The organism is Labrys sp. KB_33_2, assembly GCF_052114505.1.
In the GTDB taxonomy this organism is placed as follows: domain Bacteria; phylum Pseudomonadota; class Alphaproteobacteria; order Rhizobiales; family Labraceae; genus Labrys.
The window spans coordinates 478,281-499,280 of sequence record NZ_JBFREW010000003.1 but is presented as its reverse complement, the minus strand read 5'-3'; the positions used below and the strand labels follow the sequence as shown (position 1 = coordinate 499,280).

The following is a 21,000-nucleotide window of genomic DNA, read 5'->3' as shown; positions in this document are numbered from 1 at the left end:
TGCTCCAGCAGCCCTGCCGCCTTCCGGAAACGATGATCAACACCAACCGCCGGCGCCAGGAAAACATATGTCCGTACAGACAAACGTGCTGCGTGAAGATTTCGCTGCGATGCTCGACGAGACGTTCGGCACCAGCGACATGGCCGAAGGTTCGGTCGTCAAGGGTACTGTCGTCGCCATCGAGAAGGACCTTGCGGTCATCGATATCGGCCTCAAGACCGAAGGCCGCGTAGCTCTGAAGGAATTCAACGGCCCGGGTCGCGACAGCGCGATCAAGGTCGGCGATATCGTCGAGGTCTATCTCGAGCGTATCGAAAATGCGCTGGGCGAAGCCGTCATCTCGCGCGACAAGGCTCGCCGCGAGGAGAGCTGGGTCAAGCTCGAGAAGTCGTTCGAAGCCAATGAAAAGGTCGACGGCGTCATCTTCAACCAGGTCAAGGGCGGCTTCACCGTCGACCTCGACGGCGCCGTAGCCTTCCTGCCGCGCAGCCAGGTCGACATCCGTCCGATCCGCGACGTCACCCCGCTGATGAACGTTCCGCAGCCCTTCCAGATCCTCAAGATGGATCGCCGCCGCGGCAACATCGTCGTCTCCCGCCGCACGGTCCTCGAAGAGAGCCGCGCCGAGCAGCGTCACGAGATCGTCCAGAACCTCGAAGAGGGCCAGGTGGTCGACGGCGTGGTCAAGAACATCACCGATTACGGTGCGTTCGTTGATCTCGGCGGCATCGACGGCCTCCTGCATGTCACCGACATCGCATGGCGCCGCGTGAACCATCCGACGGAGCTTCTGACCATCGGCCAGCAGGTCAAGGTCAAGATCATCAAGATCAACCACGAGACGCACCGCATCTCGCTGGGCATGAAGCAGCTCCAGGCCGATCCGTGGCTGGGCATCGACGCCAAGTACCCGCTGCAGGCCAAGTTCACCGGCCGCGTCACCAACATCACGGACTACGGCGCGTTCGTGGAACTGGAGCCGGGCATCGAAGGCCTGATCCACGTCTCCGAAATGTCGTGGACCAAGAAGAACGTCCACCCCGGCAAGATCGTCTCCACCTCGCAGGAAGTGGAAGTGCAGATCCTCGAGGTCGACCCGATCAAGCGCCGCATCTCGCTCGGCCTCAAGCAGACCCTTTCCAACCCCTGGGAAGATTTTGCCGACAAGCATCCGAACGGCAGCGTCGTGGAAGGCGAAGTCAAGAACAAGACCGAGTTCGGCCTGTTCATTGGCCTCGACGGCGATGTGGACGGCATGGTCCATCTCTCCGACCTCGACTGGAACCGTCCGGGCGAGCAGGTCATCGACGACTTCCGCAAGGGCGACATGGTCAAGGCCGTGGTGCTCGACGTGGACGTCGAGAAGGAGCGCATCTCGCTGGGCATCAAGCAGCTCGCCGGTGACCCCTTCGTCGATGCCGGCGAACTGAAGAAGAACCAGGTCGTCACCTGCGAAGTCACCGACGTCAAGGAAGGTGGCATCGACGTCAAGATCACCGGCACCGATCTCACGGCCTTCATCCGCCGTGGCGATCTGGCCCGCGATCGCGCCGATCAGCGCCCCGAGCGCTTCGCTGCCGGCGAAAAGGTTGACGCCCGCGTCATCCAGTTCGACCGCAAGGCCCGCAAGGTCCAGGTTTCGATCAAGGCCCTCGAAATGGCCGAAGAGAAGGAAGCCATCGCGACCTACGGTTCGTCCGATGCCGGCGCTTCGCTCGGCGACATTCTCGGCGCCGCGCTGCGCGCTCGCACCGAGAAGAAGTAAGCCGGAGGGCCGGCTTCTCAGCCGGCTCTCGGAGCCACCACGATTGCAGAAAGGGCGCGACCTACAGGGTTCGCGCCCTTTCTTTTGGTCCTCTCGCCAACGTCGTGTGGCCCATGCTGGTCTTCAGACCGGCACCGAGAAGGGCGCGTCAAACTGGTGTGCCGGTCTTCAGACCGGCATGGAGCCTCGGCTGTCACAACATAGAGAGTGAACAGCAGCTCGCCGAAAACTTGACTACATGCATCTTGCGACGAAAGCCCGATGGCGTAGGGTAACTCTATGACCCACCCCAAATCATGGACGACCATTACGGGGCAGGAAGCCTCCCGCGAGGTGCCGGTAACCCGCGAGTCTCGGCAAGTAAGCGACTTCCCGCAAGGCCCGGAAATCGTAACCTGCTTCCACGATCTTGAAGTAGGCCAAATAATCGAAGCCACCGTAAAACGCGTTGAAGACTACGGCGCCTTCGTGGATATCGATGGCATCGACGATATCGTGGCCCTGCTCTTAGTTGTCGACATCTCATGGGCCCGCGTGCCTCATCCCAGCGTTCTTTTGAGTCCAGGCCAACGTATCAAGGCAAAAATCCGTGGGATTAGTCTTAATAGAAGTCATGCTTCCCTAAGCATGAAAGTGCTCCAACCCGATCCGTGGCTAGATATCGATACCAAATATCCCTTGCATTCCGTGGCAATAGGCTGCGTTACCAGCATTACCGACTACGGTATATTCGTGGAATTGGAATACGGCATCGAAGGCCTGATCCACTACCCCGAGACAGGATTGGCTGATCGGGACGAAGAATTGGGTGAGACCATCTCCGTCGCACAGAAAGTAAAAGTGCAGATCATGATGATTGACCCGGCCAAACGGCGCATCTCACTCCGCATGGAAGCAGCGAGTAGGTGAGTCTGCTCAGAAAGCTCTCGGGCGCAGACACATAGGTGCCTCATACCCACCGCCCGCGCCCCATACATCCCGCACAAAAGCCGCCCAGCCTGCAAAACTGGCACCAGCGATACACAGGCAAGATTTCGCGTCAGAGCCTCTCAGTTTAATAATCTTTCCAAAACGGGCGCTTGAATGGGCGCCCTTCCATGTTTGGTGAATTTTTCCGCTTTCGAGCGCACGAGCATCTTGCATTGCCGCAGCGTTTGGTTGATCGGTTGTCGCTTACAAGCCCCGAATGGCCGCCACCCTGGCGGAAAATTCGCGAGCAAGGGGGAAACAACCACATGCGTATCAATCGTTTGACACTCGTAGCCGGCGTGGCACTTGCCCTCCTCGGCAGCGCCGCCTTTGCTGCCGACAAGAAGACCGTGGCCGTAACCTCGATCGTCGAGCATCCGGCTCTCAATGCCGCCCGCGACGGTGTCAAGAAGGCCCTGGAGGATGCCGGCTACAAGGATGGCGATACCCTCTCCTTCCAGTTCGAGACGGCTCAGGGCAGCCCCGCCACCGCAGCGCAGATCGCCCAGAAATATGTCGGCGAGAAAGCCGATGTGATCGTCGGTATCGCCACGCCATCRGCCCAGGCTGCCCTCGCTGCCACCAAGGACATTCCGATTGTGTTCACCGCCGTGACCGATCCTGTCGCGGCCCAGCTCGTCAAGGACCCCGCCAAGCCCGAAGGCAACGTCACTGGCGTGACCGACGCAACCCCGATGCCCGACCAGGTCAAGCTGATCCAGGCGATTGCGCCCAACGCCAAGAAGATCGGCTTCATCTTCAATCCCGGCGAGGCCAATTCGGTCGTCCAGCTCGAGGCCATGAAGAAGGCGACCGCGGCCCTTGGCCTGGAGACGATCGAGGCACCGGCCACCAAGTCGGCCGATGTCGGAGCTGCGGCCCAGAGCCTGATCGGCAAGGCCGACGCCATCTTCGTGCCGACCGACAATCTAGTGGTCTCGGCCCTGGAAGCGGTGATCACGGTGGGAACCGAAAACAAGATCCCCGTCTTCTCCGGTGATACCAATGGCGTCGAGCGCGGCGCGGTCGCTTCCATCGGCGTCGACTATTTCAAGTCCGGCGTATTGGCCGGCGAGATGGTCGTCCGCATCCTCAAGGGTGAGAAGCCAAGCGCCATTCCCGTGGCCGTCCCCTCCGCCACCGACCTCTTCCTCAACCAGAAGACCGCCGGCCCGATGGGCGTGACGCTGCCAGCCGATCTGGTCGCCAAGGCCAAGACGGTCGTGAAATGAGCCTCTCCAAGTAATCCGGATCATCATAACCGGGCAGGCGGCCGCGCGTTGCGCGGCCGCCCTCATAAGATCAACCCATTCCGAGCAAGCCGCGCCATGATCCCCCTCCGTTCTCTCGGCCTTGCCGCCGTTCTTCTCGCCAGCTTCGCCCAGGTCGCGACCGTCACGGGCGCCGCTGCGGCCGACAAACCGGTGGTCGCGATCACCGCCATCGTCGAACATCCCTCGCTCAACGCCATCCGCGAGGGCGTGAAGGCCGGCCTCAAGGACAAGGGCTATGCGGAGGGCGAGGCCATCACCATCCTCTATGAATCGGCCCAGGGCAGCCCGGCCACGGCGGCCCAGATTGCCCAGAAATTCGTCGGCGAAAACCCGGCCGTGATCGTGCCGATCACCACCCCCTCCTCCCAGGCCGTCGCCGCGGCAACCAAGGACATCCCCGTCGTCTTCGCCGCCGTGACCGATCCGCTCGGCGCGCAATTGGTGAAGACCCTCGACAAGCCCGGCGGCAACATCACCGGCGTCAGCGACTTTCCACCCGCGGCCGGCCAGCTCGACCTGATCAAGGAGGTCCTGCCCAAAGCCAAGGTGGTGGGCGTCGTCTATAATTCCGGCGAGGTCAACAGCCTGTCGGTGATCGAGGCGCTACGCAAGCTGGCAGGTGAACGCGGGCTGGAAATCCTGCCTTCTCCCGCGACCAAATCCTCCGATGTGGGCGCAGCCGCGCAAAGTCTGGTGGGCAAGGCCGATGCGATCTACATCCCCAACGACAATCTGGTGGTCTCGGCCCTGGAATCGGTGCTGCAGGTCGGCTTCGACAGCCGCCTGCCGGTGTTCGCCAGCGATCCCGACAGCGTCGGGCGTGGCGCGGTCGCCGCTCTCGGTCTCGATCAGTTCGAGATTGGCCGTCAGGCCGGCCATGTCGCGGCCCGCGTGCTGAAGGGCGAGAAGCCCGGCGACATCCCGGTCGAAAATTCCAAAGGCGTCAGCCTGGTCGTCAACGCCAAGGCCGCCGAAAAGATGGGCGCTCCCTTGCCGCAGGCCGTATTGGCGCGTGCCAAGGACGTTGCAAAGTAATAACAAGCCTTGGAGAACGCCGGGGCATGCCAGCGCCAGCGTCTTCTCCTGTTCCTGTTGGGATTGATGCATGAGCCTATTCGCTTTTGTCGGTTCGATTGAGATCGGCCTGATCTATGCGCTGATTGCGCTGGGCGTGTTTTTATCGTTCCGGGTGCTCGATTTTCCCGACTTGACAGTCGATGGTTCCTATCCGCTCGGTGCCGCTACGGCCGCCGCCGCCATCGTTGCGGGCTTCGATGCCTTCAGCGCAACGGCCCTGGCCATCTTTGCCGGAGCTCTGGCCGGGATGATGACGGCCTGGCTCAACATCCGCTTCCGCATCCTGCAATTGCTGGCCAGCATCCTGACCATGACGGCGCTCTACTCGATCAATCTGCGCATCATGGGCCGGCCCAACGTCCCTCTGCTCAACCAGGAAACGCTGGTGACCTGGACACGCGACCATCTGATGGCGATCTTCGGCTGGGCTCCGCCTTCCTATCAGCTGAAAGTCTGGATGCTCGGCGTGATCGTGCTGATCGTCTGGGCGCTGCTCAGCTGGTTTCTCAATTCCGAATTCGGCCTCGCCATGCGGGCGACCGGCGCCAATCCGCGCATGGCGCGGGCGCAAGGCGTCTCCACCCAGCTGCATAATTATGTCGGCATGGCAATCTCGAACGCCCTGGTCGCCCTCGCCGGCGCCCTGTTCGCCCAGACCAGCGGCTTTGCCGACATCACCCTCGGCACGGGCACTATCGTCGGCGGCCTTGCCTCGGTCATTCTCGGGGAGACGTTGTTTCGCACCCGCTCCATCGCCTGGTTGCTGGTCGCCTGCGTTGTCGGCGCCATCCTCTACCGCCTCGCCATCGCGCTCGCGCTCAATTCCGAGTGGTCGCGCACCATCGGGCTCAATTCCAGCGACCAGAACCTGGTGACCTCGGTTCTGGTTGGCCTGGCACTGATCCTGCCGAGCCAGTTCCCCCGCCTGCGTGCGATCTTTGCGCCCGCGCCCAAGTCAGCGTCCAAGTAAGGAGGCGGCGATGATCGAGATCAAGGACATCCACGTCACCTTCGGCCGCGGTACGCCGCTTGAGAACCGCGCCTTGCGCGGGCTCTCGCTGACGATTCCGACCGGCCAGTTCCTCACGGTGATCGGTTCGAACGGCGCCGGCAAATCCACCCTCCTGAATGTCCTGAGCGGTGATGCCCCGGCCGAACGCGGCCGCATCGTTATCGAGGACGTCGATGTGCTGCGCTGGCCGACGCCACGCCGCGCCGGGCTGATCGCCCGCGTATTCCAGGATCCGATGGCCGGCACCTGCGAGAGACTGTCGATCGAGGAGAACATGGCGCTCGCCTTCGCGCGCGGGCACTCGCGCGGCTTCGGCGCTTCGCTCAACGGCTCCAGGCGCGCGCTGTTTCGCGACAAGCTTTCCATTCTCGGCCTCGGGCTGGAAAACCGCCTGGGCGACTCGATGGGGCTGCTTTCAGGCGGCCAGCGCCAGGCCGTCAGCCTCTTGATGGCGACGCTGACGGGTATGAAGATCCTGCTGCTCGACGAGCATACCGCGGCGCTCGACCCGCGCACCGCCGACTTCGTGCTGGAACTCACCCGCAAGATCGTCGAGGAACAGCAGCTCACCGCCCTGATGGTGACCCATTCGATGCGGCATGCCCTCGACTACGGCACCCGCACGGTGATGCTGCATGAGGGACAGGTCGCCTTCGATCTCGACGCCGAGCATCGCCGCGGCCTCGACGTGCCCGATCTCCTCAAGCTGTTCAGCAAGGTGCGCGGCGAGCAGCTCGACGACGACAGCCTGCTGCTAGGTTAATGCCCCCGGGGAGCGCGGACGTCTCAGCGACATGCCTGCATGTCGCGATGTCCGCTTCCTGAAAGCACTGAACAGAGGAAGAGCGGAGGGGACGTCCGCGATTCCAGGAAGACACGTCTTCAATGTGTCATACCAAGCCTCGAATATATTGATGCATACGAGACTTGCCCCCCTCCCCGCGATTTCCGACACCAAATCAAAGATTTGGCAAAAATCGCGGGATGGACCCATGAGTCATTTTCAATGCCTCTTGGTATCAGTATCTTCCAGGCTTGGTTTCAAACCGAAAATACCAGAACAGGGCGATTTCTTCGGTACCGGGATGCAGAGCCTCGTAGAAATGGCGATCATAGCCGCCGAGCTCGAAACCATAGCTCTCATAGAAGCGACAGGCGCCGACATTGTTGGATTGCGTCTCCAGGCGTATGCCGGGCAGGCCCTGGTGTAAACCCCAGGCCACCGCGGCATCCATCAATTGCCGGGCCAAGCCGCTGCCTCGATGGTTCGCATCAACCGCAATGTCGTCGACAAAGGCAAAGTCATTCCAGCCATGCGAAACCGCAGCATAGCCGACGGGCAGGCCAACCTGCGTCTCGACCACGAACAAAGTGCTGTCCTCGCCGTCGATATAGCTGCCGACCTCTTGCCCATCGAAGCCATAGTTCTTGCGATAGGCCGGTTCGACCTGCGCGACCCGCCCCAACCGAGGCCCGTCGAATGGGCCGACGGCTATCTGCGTGATGAGGAAGGAGAAGTCGCAGGCGGCAAGCAATGCCATATCCTCGGCTTTGGCGATCCTGACCGCCTTGCAGGCCCCTGTTCCATTCCGTATCCAGGGCGCGTCCACGCCGTATTTGTCTGACGTCATGAACCCTCATCCGTCCGGTGGGCAGCGCGATTGCCGATCCTGAGGCGACCGAGAAAATCGGTCAACCGCTCCTTCTAGATGGGTGTTGCAAGGGCATGAAGGAAGCCCCGTCATGGCACCAAAACGAGCTTGCCCACGCTCCGGCGCGATTGCAGGCTCTCATGTGCCTCGGCGGCCCGTTCCAAAGGAAAACGGCCTCCGATTGTTACCTTGAGCGAGCCTGCCATTGCTTGCGCGAAAAGATCACCGAGATCGGCGTGCAACGTGTCCGATGTCAGCAAGGGCAGCAAGGCGAAGCCTTTCACGGACTGGTTGCGCCCCAGCAGGGCTTCGACCTCGGGCTTGCCGAGCTCGAATCGCCCCATGGCTGCACAGACGAGCTCTCCAGCCGGAGCGAGCCCTTCCAGACAGGCCCCGGTGCCTGGCCCGCCGACGAGGTCATAGGCGATATCGACACCCAGCCCGCCGGTCGCCGCCAGCACCTGCCCGGTCCAGCCGGCGCTGCGATAGTCGACGCCGAGATCCGCCCCGAGGGATCGTGCAAGATCGAGCTTCTCCGCCGACCCGGCAGCGGCGATTATCTGGCGGGCACCGGCGCTATGCGCGAGCTGGATCAGCAGCGATCCTACCCCGCCCGCGGCGGCGTTGATCAGGATCGACTTAGCCTGCGGCGGGGCCCGGCGAAGGAGGTGCAGGGCGGTCAGCCCCTGCACCATCAGAGCGGCCGCCACCTCGAAGGACAGGCCGTCCGGGAGCGGCACCAGCGAGGCGGCTTCGGCAATGACATAATCGGCATAGCCACCGGCACGGCCCATGGCGAAGAGGGGCACGGCCACTCGCGTACCAATCGCCGGCATGGTGACGCCGGGCCCGAGCGCCTCGACGATACCGGCGACTTCGACACCCGGCACCATCGGCAGTTCGGTCGTCACCGCGTAGCGATCCTGCCGTATCAGCACCTCGAAATAGTTCACCCCGGCGGCCTGCATGCGGATCAGCGCCTCCCCCTCGGCGGGAACGGGGACGGGCAGGTCGATGGGCTTGAGGACGTCGGGAGCGCCGAAGCGGCTCAAACGAATGGCTTTCATGGTTCACCGGGGGGTTGGTCTCGAATGACCCCGGTTCTGTGGTATTTACCGTTTTGTCTCTACACACTCTTTTGTGCCATACAGACTTGGAGGTAACCATGACGGAGCCGATCAAGCGCCTGCCCATGCTCCCCGTCGAGCGAGCCCTCAAGGTGATCTCAGGCCGTTGGAAGGCGGTGATCCTGTATTATCTGCTGGATAGCCCCAAGCGCCTTTCCGAACTGAAGCGACTGGTGCCCGAGATCAGCCAGAAGGTGCTGATCCAGCAATTGCGCGAGATGGAGGAGCATGGGCTCGTCCATCGCGAAATCTTCCGGCAGGTCCCGCCCCGTGTCGACTATTCGGCAACGCTGCTCGGACAAAGCCTCGAACCGGTGCTGCTGGCTCTGTGCGACTGGGGACAGCGACACGCCGCCGAACTGGATGAACTCGACCACACGCGGGATTGCATCATCAGGCCTGTCAGGCATGTGGCGGCAGCCGGATGAGGGGTGAAGCATCCATGCCGATGCTACCCGATGATCGCCCGCACCGCCTCCTCCAGCCGCTCCGCCGGCAACTCCATGATCTCCGCCGTCGCCGTCCAGACCAGGGCGACCCGCACATCTTTCGCCGGATAGAGCCTCTTCATCAGATGTCGGTAGAGCCCAAGCTGGCTGAGATAGGCCTGCGGTACCGCGTCGAGCCCGCGGGGAGGCTGGCGGTTGGTCTTGAAGTCGACGATCCAGACAGCATCCGGCCCGACGGCCAGGCGGTCGATCCGCCCGGACACGGCATAATCCGCCCGGCCTGGACGGGCGATGCGGCCGGCCAAGGCGACCTCGGCACGACTGCCGGGGACGAAGAACGGTTCGAGGGCTGGTAAGGCCAGCACCGACAGGGCCTCCTCGGCCCAGGCTGCGTGATCCTCCGGCCATTGCGCCGCCGCCCGGTCCAGGAAGGCGAGCGCCTGCTCGCGCCGAGCCGACGCATCGACATCGGGCAGATATTGCAGCAAGGCGTGAATCAGCGCTCCGCGCCGCAAGGTCCTGCCGTCAGGCGCCGCCGCGCCCACGAGCCCGGGCAGTTCCTCGGGATGCTCGGTCTCGGAGGGGGCAAGGGAGACCTCCTCGGCCCGCTCCGGCGCCGCCTTCTGGCGCAGCCAGGCCGGCGCCGGCACCGCCGCATCCTCACGCCTTGCCGGCCGGCCTTCGACCGCGCGTCGCGGCGTCGGCTCATAGACCAGCCTTTCGCCCTCGCCGTCCGGCTCGACCCTGGCACCTGCTTCGCGCAGGGCGTCGGCGATCATGTCGTACCAATTGCCTGCCCGCCGCGCCGTGGCACCTTCGAAGCCGGCGATGACGAGCCGGTCTTCGGCCCTCGTCAGGGCGACATAGAGCAGGCGGCGGTGCTCAGCCTCGTTCTCGGCCCGGATCGCATCGCGGGCGGCTGCGACCGGCGTCGGGTCGGAGGCCTTGCTGGGCGACCAGACCGGGATCTCGCTGCCAGCGGGCCGCCCCGGTGCCTGCAAAAAGAAGAGCTTGGGATCGTGCCGTCCGTCCGGTGCGCTGCAGGTATCGGCCAGGATGACGACGCGCGCCTCCAGCCCCTTGGAGCCATGCACCGTCATCACGCGCACTTCGCCGCGCGCCACATCCATGTCGCGTTTGATCTCGGCCTTGGCCTCGGCGAGCCAGGCGAGAAAGCCCTGCAGGCTGGCGGTGTTGGCCCGCTCATAATCGCCGGCCACGCGGAGGAACTCGTCCAGCGCATCGGCGGCCTCCGCCCCGAAGCGGGCGAGCATGATACGCCGGCCGCCGTCGCGAGCCAGGATGTCGGCGAAGAAGGCGAAGGGCGTCTTGCCGGCGGCCTCCGTACGCCAAACGGTGAGGCGGGCAAAGGCGGAGGCAAAGCGCTCATCCTCTTGCGCAGCCACGGCCAAGGCGGCCCAGAGCGTACCCTTGCGGCCCGGCGCCAGGCGGATGAGATCCTCGTCGTCGAGCCCGACGAGCGGGGTCTTGAGCACCGTCGCGAGGGTGAGGTCATCGGCAGGCAGCAAAGCAAACCGGGCAAGCGCCATGAGGTCCATCACGGCGATATGGTCGGTCAAGACGATGCGGTCGGCACCGGCCACCGGCACACCGGCGAATTTCAGGGCGCGGATCACCGCCTCGAACAAAGCGTTGCGGCTTCGCACCAGCACCATGACGTCGCCGGCATCGTAGCGCGCGCCGGTGGCGGAATCACCCTCCCGGATGAGGCTGCTCACCTCGGCGGCGATCATGCGGGCGAGACGCACCACCGGGCTGGAGACGGGCGTCTCGTCGAAAGGCGCGTCCCAGGCGGTGATCTCGACCGCCGGTTGCGGCTTTTCCACCGGCCAGACCTCGACACGGCCGGGATCGAGAGCCCGCACGGTCTCATGCACGGTGGCGACGTCGTCCGAGGACAGTCCGCGGCGGTTGTCGGCGGCGGCGAAGACATGATCGACCGCCTTGAGGATATCGGGCGTCGAGCGGAAGGATTGCTTGAGCTCGATCGCCTCGAAACGCTCTTCCGCCTCATCCACCTTGTGGCGGAAATGGCTGCGCATGCGGGCAAACTCCGCCGGCGCCGCGCCCTGAAAGGAGAAGATCGACTGCTTCTCGTCGCCCACGGCGAAGATGGTGCGCCGCTCGCTGCGCGCACCCGAGCCCGAGGTGAATTCATGCGCCAGCATCGCGATGATATGCCACTGGGCTGGGCTGGTGTCCTGGGCTTCGTCGACCAGGATATGGTCGATGCCGCGATCGAGCTTGTAGAGCACCCATTCGGCGCCGGCCCGGCTGAGCAGATCGGCCGTACGCTGAACGAGATCGTCGAAATCGAGCGCTGCCCGCATTACCTTGCCGGCTTTGTATCGCCCGAGCAAAGCCGCCGCGACGGCAATCAGAGCCTCGCTGCGCTCATAGGCGGCCGCCGCCTTCCGGCGCTGCAGGAGGTCGGCGATCCGCTCCAACTCGGCGAGGAGTTGCTCGGCATAAGCCGGGTAGTCCTTGCTGAAATCCTTGACGAGGAAGGCATTGGCCGAGCGCGCCTCGCCCGTGCCGGTGAGATAGACAGCGCGCCAGGCTTCACCACGCCGTGCCGGCGCAGCCGCGATTGCGGCGCCGAGCCTGTCGGCAAGATCGAGGATGCGCTTGCTGTCATAGTCCCGCATGGCAGCCTCGATCGCCGCCCATTCGGTGAGGGGGATCGAGGCTTCATCGATCTCGGCTTCGATGGTGGCGACGCTTTCGCCCTCCTTCAGTTCGAGCAGGCCGCGCAACTGGCTAAGCGCATCGGCAGCGCCCTTCCCGCTCAGGAAGGGACGCAGGGCTTCGCGTTCGAAGGTGATTTCGGCGAGCAGACCGTCAAAGGCGCCCTCCCCGGTATCTTCCAGGAGTCGCGCCATGGCGCGCCCGAGCCCGCCGTCCGGATGCGCATTCGCCTCCAGGATCAGGCTGGTGCGGGCTGTATCGAGCAGTTCGCGCGCGGCCCTGTCGTCCAGCACCGAAAACTGCGCCGGGACGTTGGCCTCGAAGGGAAACAGGTGCAGCACGCGCTCGCAGAAGGCATGGATGGTGAGGATCTTCAGGCCGCCGGGTGTCTCGATCGCCGCTGCGAAGAGCTGGCGCGCGCGCTTGAGGCCGGCGCCGTCGGGCTTGAAACCGGTGATGCCCTCGATCGCCTCGATGAGCTTGCCCTCCTCCTCGACGGCCCATTGGCCGAGCGTGGCGAAGATGCGATTCTGCATGTTCGCCGCCGCGGCCTTGGTGAAGGTGAGGCATAGAATGGCGGATGCATCGATACCGGCGAGCAGAAGGCGGATGACACGCCGCGTCAGCACGGTGGTCTTGCCCGAGCCGGCATTGGCCGACACCCAGGCCGACAGCGAGGGATCGGAGGCCAGGCGTTGATGGTGAACCGTGTCGGCAGAGGGCTTGCGCTGGGTCATGCTTCCTCCCCGCTCACAGACCATTCGCGCACCCGGGCAAGATGGTCATAGTCGCCATAGCGCCGCCCCTTGAACATCGGGTGCAGCAGGGAGGTGTAGGGCGTTCTCTCGTTCTCGAAACGGTCGATCAGGGCCTTGAGCCGTTCGAGGCTCTGCAGGGCCACCTCGATCGGCGTGGTGTCCTTGAAGATCAACGGCTTTTCGCTCGGCCCCTTGCCGCCGCCGGCAAGATGCACGATGGCGGGATCGCCCAAAGCCTCGGGTGCCGGCACGCCGCTGAAACCGGCCTCGAGTAGCATCGCCATTTCCAGCGCCAATTGCGGCGCGAGGCCCGTTTCCACCTGCCTGGCCGTCGGCGCCTGACCGGTCTTGAAATCGAGGATGGCAACCCGGCCATCGGGGGCGACCTCGATGCGGTCGGCACGGGCGGACAGTGTGAAGGCCCGGTCGGCCAGGGTCGACCAGGTGAGCTTGCCGGGGATCTCGCTCAGCACGCGGGCAAGGCGGGGCCGACGCTCGCGTTCCCATTCTACCAGGAATTCGGCGATGGCCGCAAAGCGCGGCCGCCAGAAGGCTAGAACCTCGGGAAAATCGACGAGAGGGATGAAGAGCTCCTCGCCGATGGCCATCAAGCGCGCGAGGGCATCCGGCGGCACCCCGTCTGCGCAAAGGGCGGCGAAACGTTCGAGCGCGCCATGGATTAGCGTGCCCCTTTCAGCCGCCCCGGGCGGCATGGCAATCTCGTCGAGCGGTTCGAGCCTGAGGATGTGGCGGGCATAGATCGTATAAGGATCGCGCACGAGGTGCTCGATCTGGGTGACCGACAGACGGGTCGGACGCAGCGCAAGCGGTGGTGTGGGCTTGGGCGCGGTGAGCAGGGGCGGTGGCCCTTCGGCCGCGTCGAGCTGGCGCGCGAGGGCGCAATAATGCTCGCCCCTTGCACGCATGGCGCCGAAAACCGGCCCCAGAAAGGCGCCGAGCCGCTGGAGCCAGCGCGACGGCACGCTGGGCGAGCCGCCGCGCTTCAGCGACCGCGTGATCACCACATCGCGATAGCCGAGCGCCTGCTCGAAGTCGTGCGCGGCGAGGCCGATGCGTTTTTCCGGCGGCGACAGGCCGATCGCCGCCCGCATCGGCCGGTTCAGCCAGGGATCGGTCTTGACGTCGGGCGGCCAGACGCTTTCGTCGAGCCCTGCCAGCACCAGCCGGTCGACCGGCAGAAGGCGGGCCTCCAGCAGGCCGTAAATGGCGATGCGTGGGTGCTTGGGCTCGCCGCCCCGAACCGAGCGCCCGGCGATCAGGGCCGCGAACAGGCCGGGATACTCATGCGCCGGCAGGCAGAGAGCCTCGGGCGCGATGGTGCCGAGATCGTCGAGGAAGCCCGTAAGCGCTTCACCGGCTTCACCTTGCTTGAGCCCCTCAACTTCGTCGGGCGCCACTTCGCCCAGGGCCTCCACGGCAGCGCGATGCGCGGCGAAAAAGCTGGCGGCAGGCAAGGGTTCGGATTGGCGCAGCAGTGCCGCGAAGGGTTCGAGCCTGGCGGTCAAGGCCTCGATCACAGCCTCGGCTCCGGTCCATTCCTCCTCGCTCAAAGCCCGCCGGGCGGGTGGGCAATGGGGATCGCCGAGCGAGGCCTTGCCGAGCGCCAGGGCCGCCACAAGACCGGCGGGACCGCCGGCCGGCCTGGGGCCACGCAGGGCGCCGATCTCCAGCGCCGTCACCGCCCGCTCCAGATCCGCACGTAACAGACCAAGGCGCGCCAGCGGGTGCTTGAGCAGGGACAACAGCGTGATGGGGTCGAAATCATGCAGCGCGGCGTCGAGCACCAGGCGCGCGAACAGGCCGGGCGGAGTTTGGGTCAGCGGCTGGCCGGCGCTGTCGTCAGCCTCGATGCCCCAGCGGCCGAGTTCGGTGACCACGCGCTCGGCGAGTTGGCGGTTCGGCGTCACCAGCGCCGCCTTGCGGCCTGCTACCGTCAAGGCCTCGCGCAGCACCAGAGCCGTCGCCAGGGCTTCTTCGCCCTCATGCACCGCCTCTATCAGGGCGACGCCTGCAAAAGCCTCGGTCATCGCCGCGGGATCGACATGCCGCTGGCCGGCCCACAGATCCGTGGTTTCCGCCGGCCGCAGGGCCTGCGACACCAGGGCTGCGCGTAGCGCCAGAGGCAAGGGCGGCGAGGCGAGCTCGGTCACGCTGACGCGTTCGGCGCCGATATCGGTTAGCAAGGCAGCAAGACCCGCCTGGGGATGGCCGGGGGCTCCTTCGCCCTTGCCGATGGCGTTCCAGCCGATGGCGTCGAGGTCGAGGTCAAGACCCGGCAGGACGACCGCGCCCCGGGGATGGGCGGCAACCGCCTTGATGAGGTCGCGGGTGGCCGGAATGGAGCCGGTCGAGCCGGCCACGATCACCGGGCCTGTCTTGGGGTTTTCGGAAAGCCTGGCGGCCTCGCGCTCCATGCGGGCATTGCGCAGGAGCACGGCGTCGCTGCGGCCGATCTCCTTGAGATGGCCAGGCCAATGCACGGTGGCGATCTCGAGGAAGCGCAGCGTGATGTCCCAATATTTGTCGTAGAGGCCGGCATGGCTCTCGCCGAGATTGAGGATTGCCTCAGGCACCACCCGGTCGATCTGCAGGCCGTCGAGGAAATTGCCGAGCTCGGCCGCGAGCCCTGCCGCATCGCCCGGCGAGGAGGGAATCAGCAGCGGTTCAACCCCTTCCTCACCCGGCACCGGCAGGAGGGCTTGCTTCAGCGCCGCGCTCCATTGCAGGATCAGCCGCGTCAGGGCGACCTGGCGGTCGAGCCCGGCGACCGGTTCCGGCAGATCGTCGCTCGCCTGCGCAAAGGCGACCTCGTCATCGTCGATTTCGCCGAGCGCCCTCAGGCGCGGCAGCAATGCGGCGTCACTGCCCAGCCTGTCGAGGAAGATACCGCGCAAGGCGCGGATGGCGCGGCGGGTCGGCAGATAGAGCGTCGCGCTTGCGAGCGCGAGCGGATCCTCGCGCGGCGCAAAGCCCGGCACCAGCCGGCCATCCAGCAGGGCGTCGACCAGCGTCTCCAGAAAAGGCGAGCCGGGAGCGATGGTCAGGAGATTCGGGCGATGCGCCATGATGGTGAGATAAACAGGACGCCGGTCTCAATGGCAAGGCACGCTCCGATCCGCAACCTGTTTCGAGCACAGCACTAGAGCATTTCACGCGTTCGTCACGACCATTGTGATCTATACCAATCAAACCTACAAATAAGAGAGGATTATGTATCCATGTAAAAACTTTTTGAAGCACTCATGCCATACCTATAAATCTAAATTCATTTTCCAAAAAATAAACTTACTACATAGATAAATTAAATTATAAAAATTACAATATATCTACAAAGCTCGAGTATATATGAGGTTAAACTCATGCCGGTGACGATCCTGCACACCCAAAACGGCAAGCTCGATGAGAAGGATAAAGTGGCGCTACAGGATCTACGGCAGCGCCTTCGACGCGGCGCGCCAAATATCCTGCTCCATTTGCATGGTGGACTCGTTGACGAAGCATCAGGCCTGGCGGCCGCGATCCGCCTCTCCGGCGAGGGCGAGAGCGCCTATAACGCGCCCGCCGACTGGGAACAGGTCTATGTCATCTGGCGCACTGGTGGGTTGGAGACGTTGCGAACCAACTGGAAAGACGTTTTCGACAACGATCGGTTATATAGAGTACTGTTCAAGCGCCTGATCAGCTTCATTGCCGGTAAAGTCGGCGTTGCCGGGCAGGAGGGTCGTGCGGTCGGCGCGGAGTTCAAGCTGACGCCGGCCGAGGTTCAGCGCCGCCTCATATCGGGAGACGACCAGCCCTTTGCCGATATCGACGCGAAAAGCCGGGAGGTAGGCTCTTCGAGCCGCGCGAGCTTGATCGACGACACAGCCGACGCCAAAAGCGAGCTGACTGGCTTGCTGGAGCGCGACGATGAACTCAACACGGTCGCGGCCGACATCGAAGCGACGCTCAACCTGGATGATGTCGGCGCCACGCGTAGCTTCCAGGCTGGCGATGCCGTCGCCGGGCGGAAGACACTGGATCGCGTCGACGACGGCATCATCGAGCCCTGGCACACACAGATCGCACGAGGAGAGAGAAGCTTCCTGGGGGGGGCCGTGCTCAAGGGTCTCGTCACGCACGGAGTCGCCATCGGCTCGCGCGTCATCGGACGCTACCGCCAGGGCCGCGATCACGGCCTGCACGCGACCATTGCCGAGGAGATCGTGCGCGAACTTTATGGAGATCTGATCGGCTCGATCGTATGGGGCATGATGAAGGGCGACGCTTCCGATCATTTTGCGCCCGGCGCGCTGGGGAGCGACCTACTCGATATCTTCGAAGTCAATTCAAAGCGCCGGCTTTTCGTCTCCGGTCACAGCGCGGGCTCGATTTGGGCGAGCGAAATGCTGCTGGCGGCTGCGGCCAAGAAGATTGCCTCGCCTCTGGACATCGTCTTCCTGGCGCCAGCGGTGCGAACGGCGAAATTCGCGCAAGCTCTGGCCGCGAGCGGCAGCAGGATCGGCAAATTCCGCCTCTTCGCCATGCATGACGAGTTGGAGCGCGCGGACGCCCTGTTGGGCAAAGGCTTCGGCTTCCTCTATCCTTCCTCGCTGCTCTATTTCGTTTCCGGCCTATGCGAAGAGCATGAGAGCAAGGAATTGGCCGACGCGCCACTGCTGGGCATGGAGCGCTTCCTTGCGGCTGAATCGCCGTGGTTGGAGGATGCCGTGGAAGGCAAGGCGTTGGTATCCGTTCACGCCTTCCTTTCGCAGGTTGGTCATCGCTTCGTCTTCTCCAAATCGAGCGCGGGGGCGGGATTGAACAGCTCTGCTGTCTCCCATGGCGGGTTCGACGACGATCCGCCGACCTTGGCGAGCGTCGGGGCGATGTTCTGAGCCATGACCACCTGGGCGATCATCGTGGGAATCAATGAATATGGCCCCTATTCGGGCCTACGGCCGCTGCACGGGGCCGTCGCGGATGCCGCCGACTTCGCCGATTGGCTTCTCGATCCTCAAGGGGGCGGGGTCGCGCCCGAACGCCTGTTTTTCTGGACCCATCCGGCGCCTCGGGCATCGACGCCGCGCATCGTCGAATTCATGCAAAACCCGACCCGCTGGCCGGTGATCGGTCCTGATTTCACGCATGCACCGACCTTTGCCGAGCTAATCAACGGCATCACGGAAATAAACAGAAAAGCAACTGCCGCCGGCGCCACGCGGCTCTATGTCTATTTTGCAGGACATGGCGCTCAAACCCAGGCGCAATCCATTTCGGAAGACCCGCAGAATTGCTTCATTACGGGCGAGTTTATACAGAATGTCCCGTCCGTTGGATTAATAAACTGCGACGACATGCGCCGTTATCTCAAAAGCCAGGGACCGGAGGAAATCATCATTTTCGCCGATTGCTGCCGCAATCCCCTGCCGCTCAAAGTCAAGCGTCCGGGAACGGGCTTCAACGATCTCGCGCCCAACGGCAATCATCTGCGCCTCGGCGTCGGGCGCGCCGCGCAGGACGAATGCGTGGCCTACGAAATTCCGATCGACGCGCCACAGCCCGAACGCGGCGCGTTCACCCATCTCCTGACCTACGGCCTGCGCGAGATCAGGGTCAACGACGAACTCACCTTGAAAACGCTGGAGGCCTATGTCACCGAAGGGCTGAAGGAAATCGTCAAGCCAAAAATCCAGGTTCCAGACTTCGACGAGAAGCCCAGACCTCCCAGGATTGTGATCGCCACAGGTCCGCCCGCCGGCAATCCGGCGCATGTCCACATCGTCTTCCGCACGCAGGGCGACGGCATCGAGGTCGAGGTGCGCGACAAGAATGCCGCCTTGGTGCAGACGATCACGACCAGCGATCGCCGCCAAGCCCTGTCGCTTCCCATCGGCGTGTATTCGCTCGAACGAGGCGGTGCGATCCTCGCCGTCTTCAATCACATTGGACCGGGGACGCCCGATGTCGTCGTCTGAAGCTGACAGCCGCGGTAGCGGCCATATCGTCGTGCGCGCGAGCCACGGCGTGGCGATCGAGCTTCTCGACGCCGATCTCGGTACGATCGAAGCCGGTTTCGGGCGGATCGAGCATGCGTTGCCGGAAGGCATCTACAGAGCGCGCTGGGCAGCCGGCGAGCAAACCGAGCAGAGGATCGTTCGCCTGCGCGACGGTGAAACGCTCGAACTCGGTCCCATGGAACTGATCCCCGGCGCTCGGGGGGGAGACGACAAGGTGCTGGCCGGGCGCCAATTCGCGGTGCTTGGGGAGCATCTGGCCCAGGACATTGGCGCAACGACGACCGTCCTGCTTTTCGTCTGCGCAAGCGATCTCAACACCAACTCGGACGTCGCTGGCGGAATTTCGCTGCTACAGCCCCTCCTGGGGTCGTCCCGGGCCATGCGCCGACTAGAGCCGTTCTATCGCCACGTGCATATCGCGGATGGCTGGACGCTGCTTGAATTCGCGGTCGAGCCCGGCAATTATCTGCTGCGCTTCGTATCCAGCGACCGGGCGACCCTGGAGCAAGCGGTGTCGGTCTTGCCTGGGTGCCGCATGTTGTGCTGGCTGCGTTACAGCCGCACCGCACGGGCGGAAACCCAACAGGGCGAGGCAAAGCTGCGTTCGCGCCGGGGCGTCGATCCCTCGCGGTCGCTCTTTCTGCCCCTTCCGGCCCGGGCTTCGACGGAACGGCTTTCTTCCGATCTCCTGTTCCTTGACGTGCTGCTCCACCACCTTTCGCGTGGGATGGGCGAGCTCGACGACGCGCTCGTGCAAAACGCGCTGCAATTCGAAAATCCTCTCTTGCGGCTCTACACCGCCTGCGCTCTGCTGACGCGGCCCCGGCACGGCGACGAACTCTGGCCGGAGACGACCAATGCGATGGCGACGCCTGCCCGCAATTACATGCAGAGCATGGAATTGATCGCCCCCCTCCTTGGGGACACCTCGGCGCTTGCCTGGCCGGATTTGCTCTGCGCGCGTTGGCGCATAGCCATGGCTCGGGAGGAAACCCAGTTTCCACAAGCTGACCAGTCACTTGCCGCGCCGCCGCTGCTTGAGGCCAATTGGCAATGGGCCTCGGCCTGGAGCGTCCACCACGCGGTTATCAACCCCTCAAACGCACCCGGCATGCGCGCCCTCCTCTCGGGACAGGTACGCAGCACCCCATGGCTGACATGGCGTTCCACCGACGATCGCCAGCACACCGCCACGGCCGACCCAACCAGCGAAGCCTCTCGGAGCAGTGAGGCACCTTCCCTGCGGCTGGAATCGGTCGTCGAAATCTCTGATAGCCTGACCCGCGGCGTGCTCTGGCGGTCACTGCTACCGTCAAAAACCGCCGACCTGGCAGAAACCATTCAGCGCGTCGGCCAATCGGTGGATTGGTCCGCGGCGGGACAGACGGGCCTCAGTCGGCTTGCCGGGGCGACCGGCCTTTCCGTCGGCGTTTTGGGCGCCGCCGTCGATGGCATCGTCAATCACCTCCGCTCGGATACCGCGCAGTCGCAGGCAGCGTCCGAGATTTCGTCGTCCGACGACCCTCACAAGGGCTGCTTCGGCGGTCTGGCCGAACGTGAGGGCGTGTCGTTGCGACTGATCAACTACAAGCCCACGAACGACGACGAATTCCTCGTGCTCTCCATCGCCGTGGAATTTGCACCGAACGCCGGCCGCCCTCGCGATCACGTCACCTTCTTTCTCCACCCAACCTTCAATCCGGCCATTCAAGTCGCGGCTGTCATCGACGGCAGAGCGATGATCGATTGCTTCGCCTGGGGGGCCTTTACCGTCGGCGCCCAAACCGGCGACAGCACTAAACTCGAACTCGATCTGGCGGACGATCCCTCCCTGCCGGATTGGTTTCGCGAACGCTGAACGGTGCGGAAACTACTGCCCCTTCCTGACAAGGGGAGCATCAGGCTTCAGCTGCCGGAGGCCACTGTTGCGCACCATGCAGGATACGTATCAGTTCCACGTCCTCGCCCAAGCTATAGGCGATCACGAAGTGCGTTCGAGGGACCACGAGTTCCCGCGTTCCGGTCACACGCCCGACACGGCCCATACGCGGATGATCGACGAGAACTTGCACGCGCTGCTCGATGCGGCTCAGTTGCTGCTCTGCATTTCCTGGGCTTTCCAGGGTAATGTAGCCGATCGCCCGCTCGACATCCGCGAGCGCGCTTTCGCGCCAGACGATTCGCACCG

At 64.0% G+C, this 21,000-nt stretch carries 15 protein-coding genes; 10 read left to right on the top strand and 5 right to left on the bottom strand.

The features are described from left to right. Window positions 1-67 precede the first annotated feature (67 nt). The 6 genes from rpsA (at window position 68) to AB4037_RS07790 (ending at window position 6,860) form a co-directional block, all read left to right on the top strand. Window positions 68-1,765 carry a 30S ribosomal protein S1 gene (gene rpsA / locus AB4037_RS07815; RefSeq protein ID WP_434958402.1) on the top strand — a complete coding sequence of 566 codons (1,698 nt, stop codon included), beginning with the start codon at window positions 68-70 and terminating at the stop codon, window positions 1,763-1,765. A 279-nt stretch (window positions 1,766-2,044) separates the two neighbouring features. Beyond that, window positions 2,045-2,674: a S1 RNA-binding domain-containing protein gene (locus tag AB4037_RS07810; protein WP_441771107.1), complete on the top strand. Its 630-nt coding sequence runs from the start codon at window positions 2,045-2,047 to the stop codon at window positions 2,672-2,674. A 326-nt stretch (window positions 2,675-3,000) separates the two neighbouring features. Then, on the top strand, window positions 3,001-3,966 hold the full coding sequence (locus AB4037_RS07805; RefSeq protein WP_434958403.1) for an ABC transporter substrate-binding protein: 966 nt from the start codon (window positions 3,001-3,003) through the stop codon (window positions 3,964-3,966). A 96-nt stretch (window positions 3,967-4,062) separates the two neighbouring features. Next, a complete protein-coding gene (locus tag AB4037_RS07800; RefSeq protein WP_441771106.1) occupies window positions 4,063-5,043 on the top strand; it encodes an ABC transporter substrate-binding protein in 981 nt (326 codons plus the stop codon). Window positions 5,044-5,113: 70 nt separating this feature from the next. Next, window positions 5,114-6,055: an ABC transporter permease gene (locus AB4037_RS07795; protein ID WP_441771105.1), complete on the top strand. Its 942-nt coding sequence runs from the start codon at window positions 5,114-5,116 to the stop codon at window positions 6,053-6,055. A gap of 10 nt (window positions 6,056-6,065) precedes the next feature. Continuing rightward, a complete protein-coding gene (locus AB4037_RS07790) occupies window positions 6,066-6,860 on the top strand; it encodes an ABC transporter ATP-binding protein (RefSeq protein ID WP_434958406.1) in 795 nt (264 codons plus the stop codon). Between the two features lie 256 nt (window positions 6,861-7,116). Here the strand turns inward: AB4037_RS07790 and AB4037_RS07785 are convergent, their stop codons facing one another. Both AB4037_RS07785 and AB4037_RS07780 read right to left on the bottom strand, forming a co-directional pair. Continuing rightward, complete coding sequence (locus tag AB4037_RS07785; protein ID WP_441771194.1) at window positions 7,117-7,638, bottom strand: GNAT family N-acetyltransferase; 522 nt, start codon at window positions 7,636-7,638, stop codon at window positions 7,117-7,119. A 200-nt stretch (window positions 7,639-7,838) separates the two neighbouring features. Beyond that, window positions 7,839-8,816, bottom strand: coding sequence for a quinone oxidoreductase family protein (locus AB4037_RS07780; RefSeq protein WP_441771104.1), 978 nt, complete (start codon window positions 8,814-8,816; stop codon window positions 7,839-7,841). Between the two features lie 98 nt (window positions 8,817-8,914). Between AB4037_RS07780 and AB4037_RS07775 the strand changes: the two genes are divergently transcribed. Beyond that, window positions 8,915-9,304, top strand: coding sequence for a winged helix-turn-helix transcriptional regulator (locus AB4037_RS07775; RefSeq protein ID WP_434958408.1), 390 nt, complete (start codon window positions 8,915-8,917; stop codon window positions 9,302-9,304). A gap of 23 nt (window positions 9,305-9,327) precedes the next feature. Here AB4037_RS07775 and addA read toward each other — a convergent pair whose 3' ends face one another. Further along, window positions 9,328-12,771: a double-strand break repair helicase AddA gene (gene addA, locus AB4037_RS07770; RefSeq protein WP_441771103.1), complete on the bottom strand. Its 3,444-nt coding sequence runs from the start codon at window positions 12,769-12,771 to the stop codon at window positions 9,328-9,330. After that, window positions 12,768-15,878, bottom strand: a complete 3,111-nt coding sequence (gene addB, locus AB4037_RS07765; protein WP_441771102.1) for a double-strand break repair protein AddB — start codon at window positions 15,876-15,878, stop codon at window positions 12,768-12,770. Before addB ends, addA begins: the two co-directional genes overlap by 4 nt. Window positions 15,879-16,172: 294 nt before the next feature. On the opposite strand from addB, the gene AB4037_RS07760 reads away from it, so the two are divergent. From AB4037_RS07760 to AB4037_RS07750, 3 genes are read left to right on the top strand one after another with little or no spacing between them, the layout of a single operon-like run. Then, window positions 16,173-17,690, top strand: coding sequence for a hypothetical protein (locus tag AB4037_RS07760; protein WP_441771101.1), 1,518 nt, complete (start codon window positions 16,173-16,175; stop codon window positions 17,688-17,690). Between the two features lie 3 nt (window positions 17,691-17,693). Continuing rightward, window positions 17,694-18,770, top strand: coding sequence for a caspase family protein (locus AB4037_RS07755; protein ID WP_441771100.1), 1,077 nt, complete (start codon window positions 17,694-17,696; stop codon window positions 18,768-18,770). Then, window positions 18,757-20,670, top strand: a complete 1,914-nt coding sequence (locus AB4037_RS07750) for a pYEATS domain-containing protein (protein WP_441771099.1) — start codon at window positions 18,757-18,759, stop codon at window positions 20,668-20,670. Before AB4037_RS07755 ends, AB4037_RS07750 begins: the two co-directional genes overlap by 14 nt. A 40-nt stretch (window positions 20,671-20,710) precedes the next feature. On the opposite strand, the gene AB4037_RS07745 is transcribed toward AB4037_RS07750, so the two are convergent. Further along, window positions 20,711-20,998, bottom strand: coding sequence for a type II toxin-antitoxin system RelE/ParE family toxin (locus AB4037_RS07745; RefSeq protein ID WP_441771098.1), 288 nt, complete (start codon window positions 20,996-20,998; stop codon window positions 20,711-20,713). Window positions 20,999-21,000 lie beyond the last annotated feature (2 nt).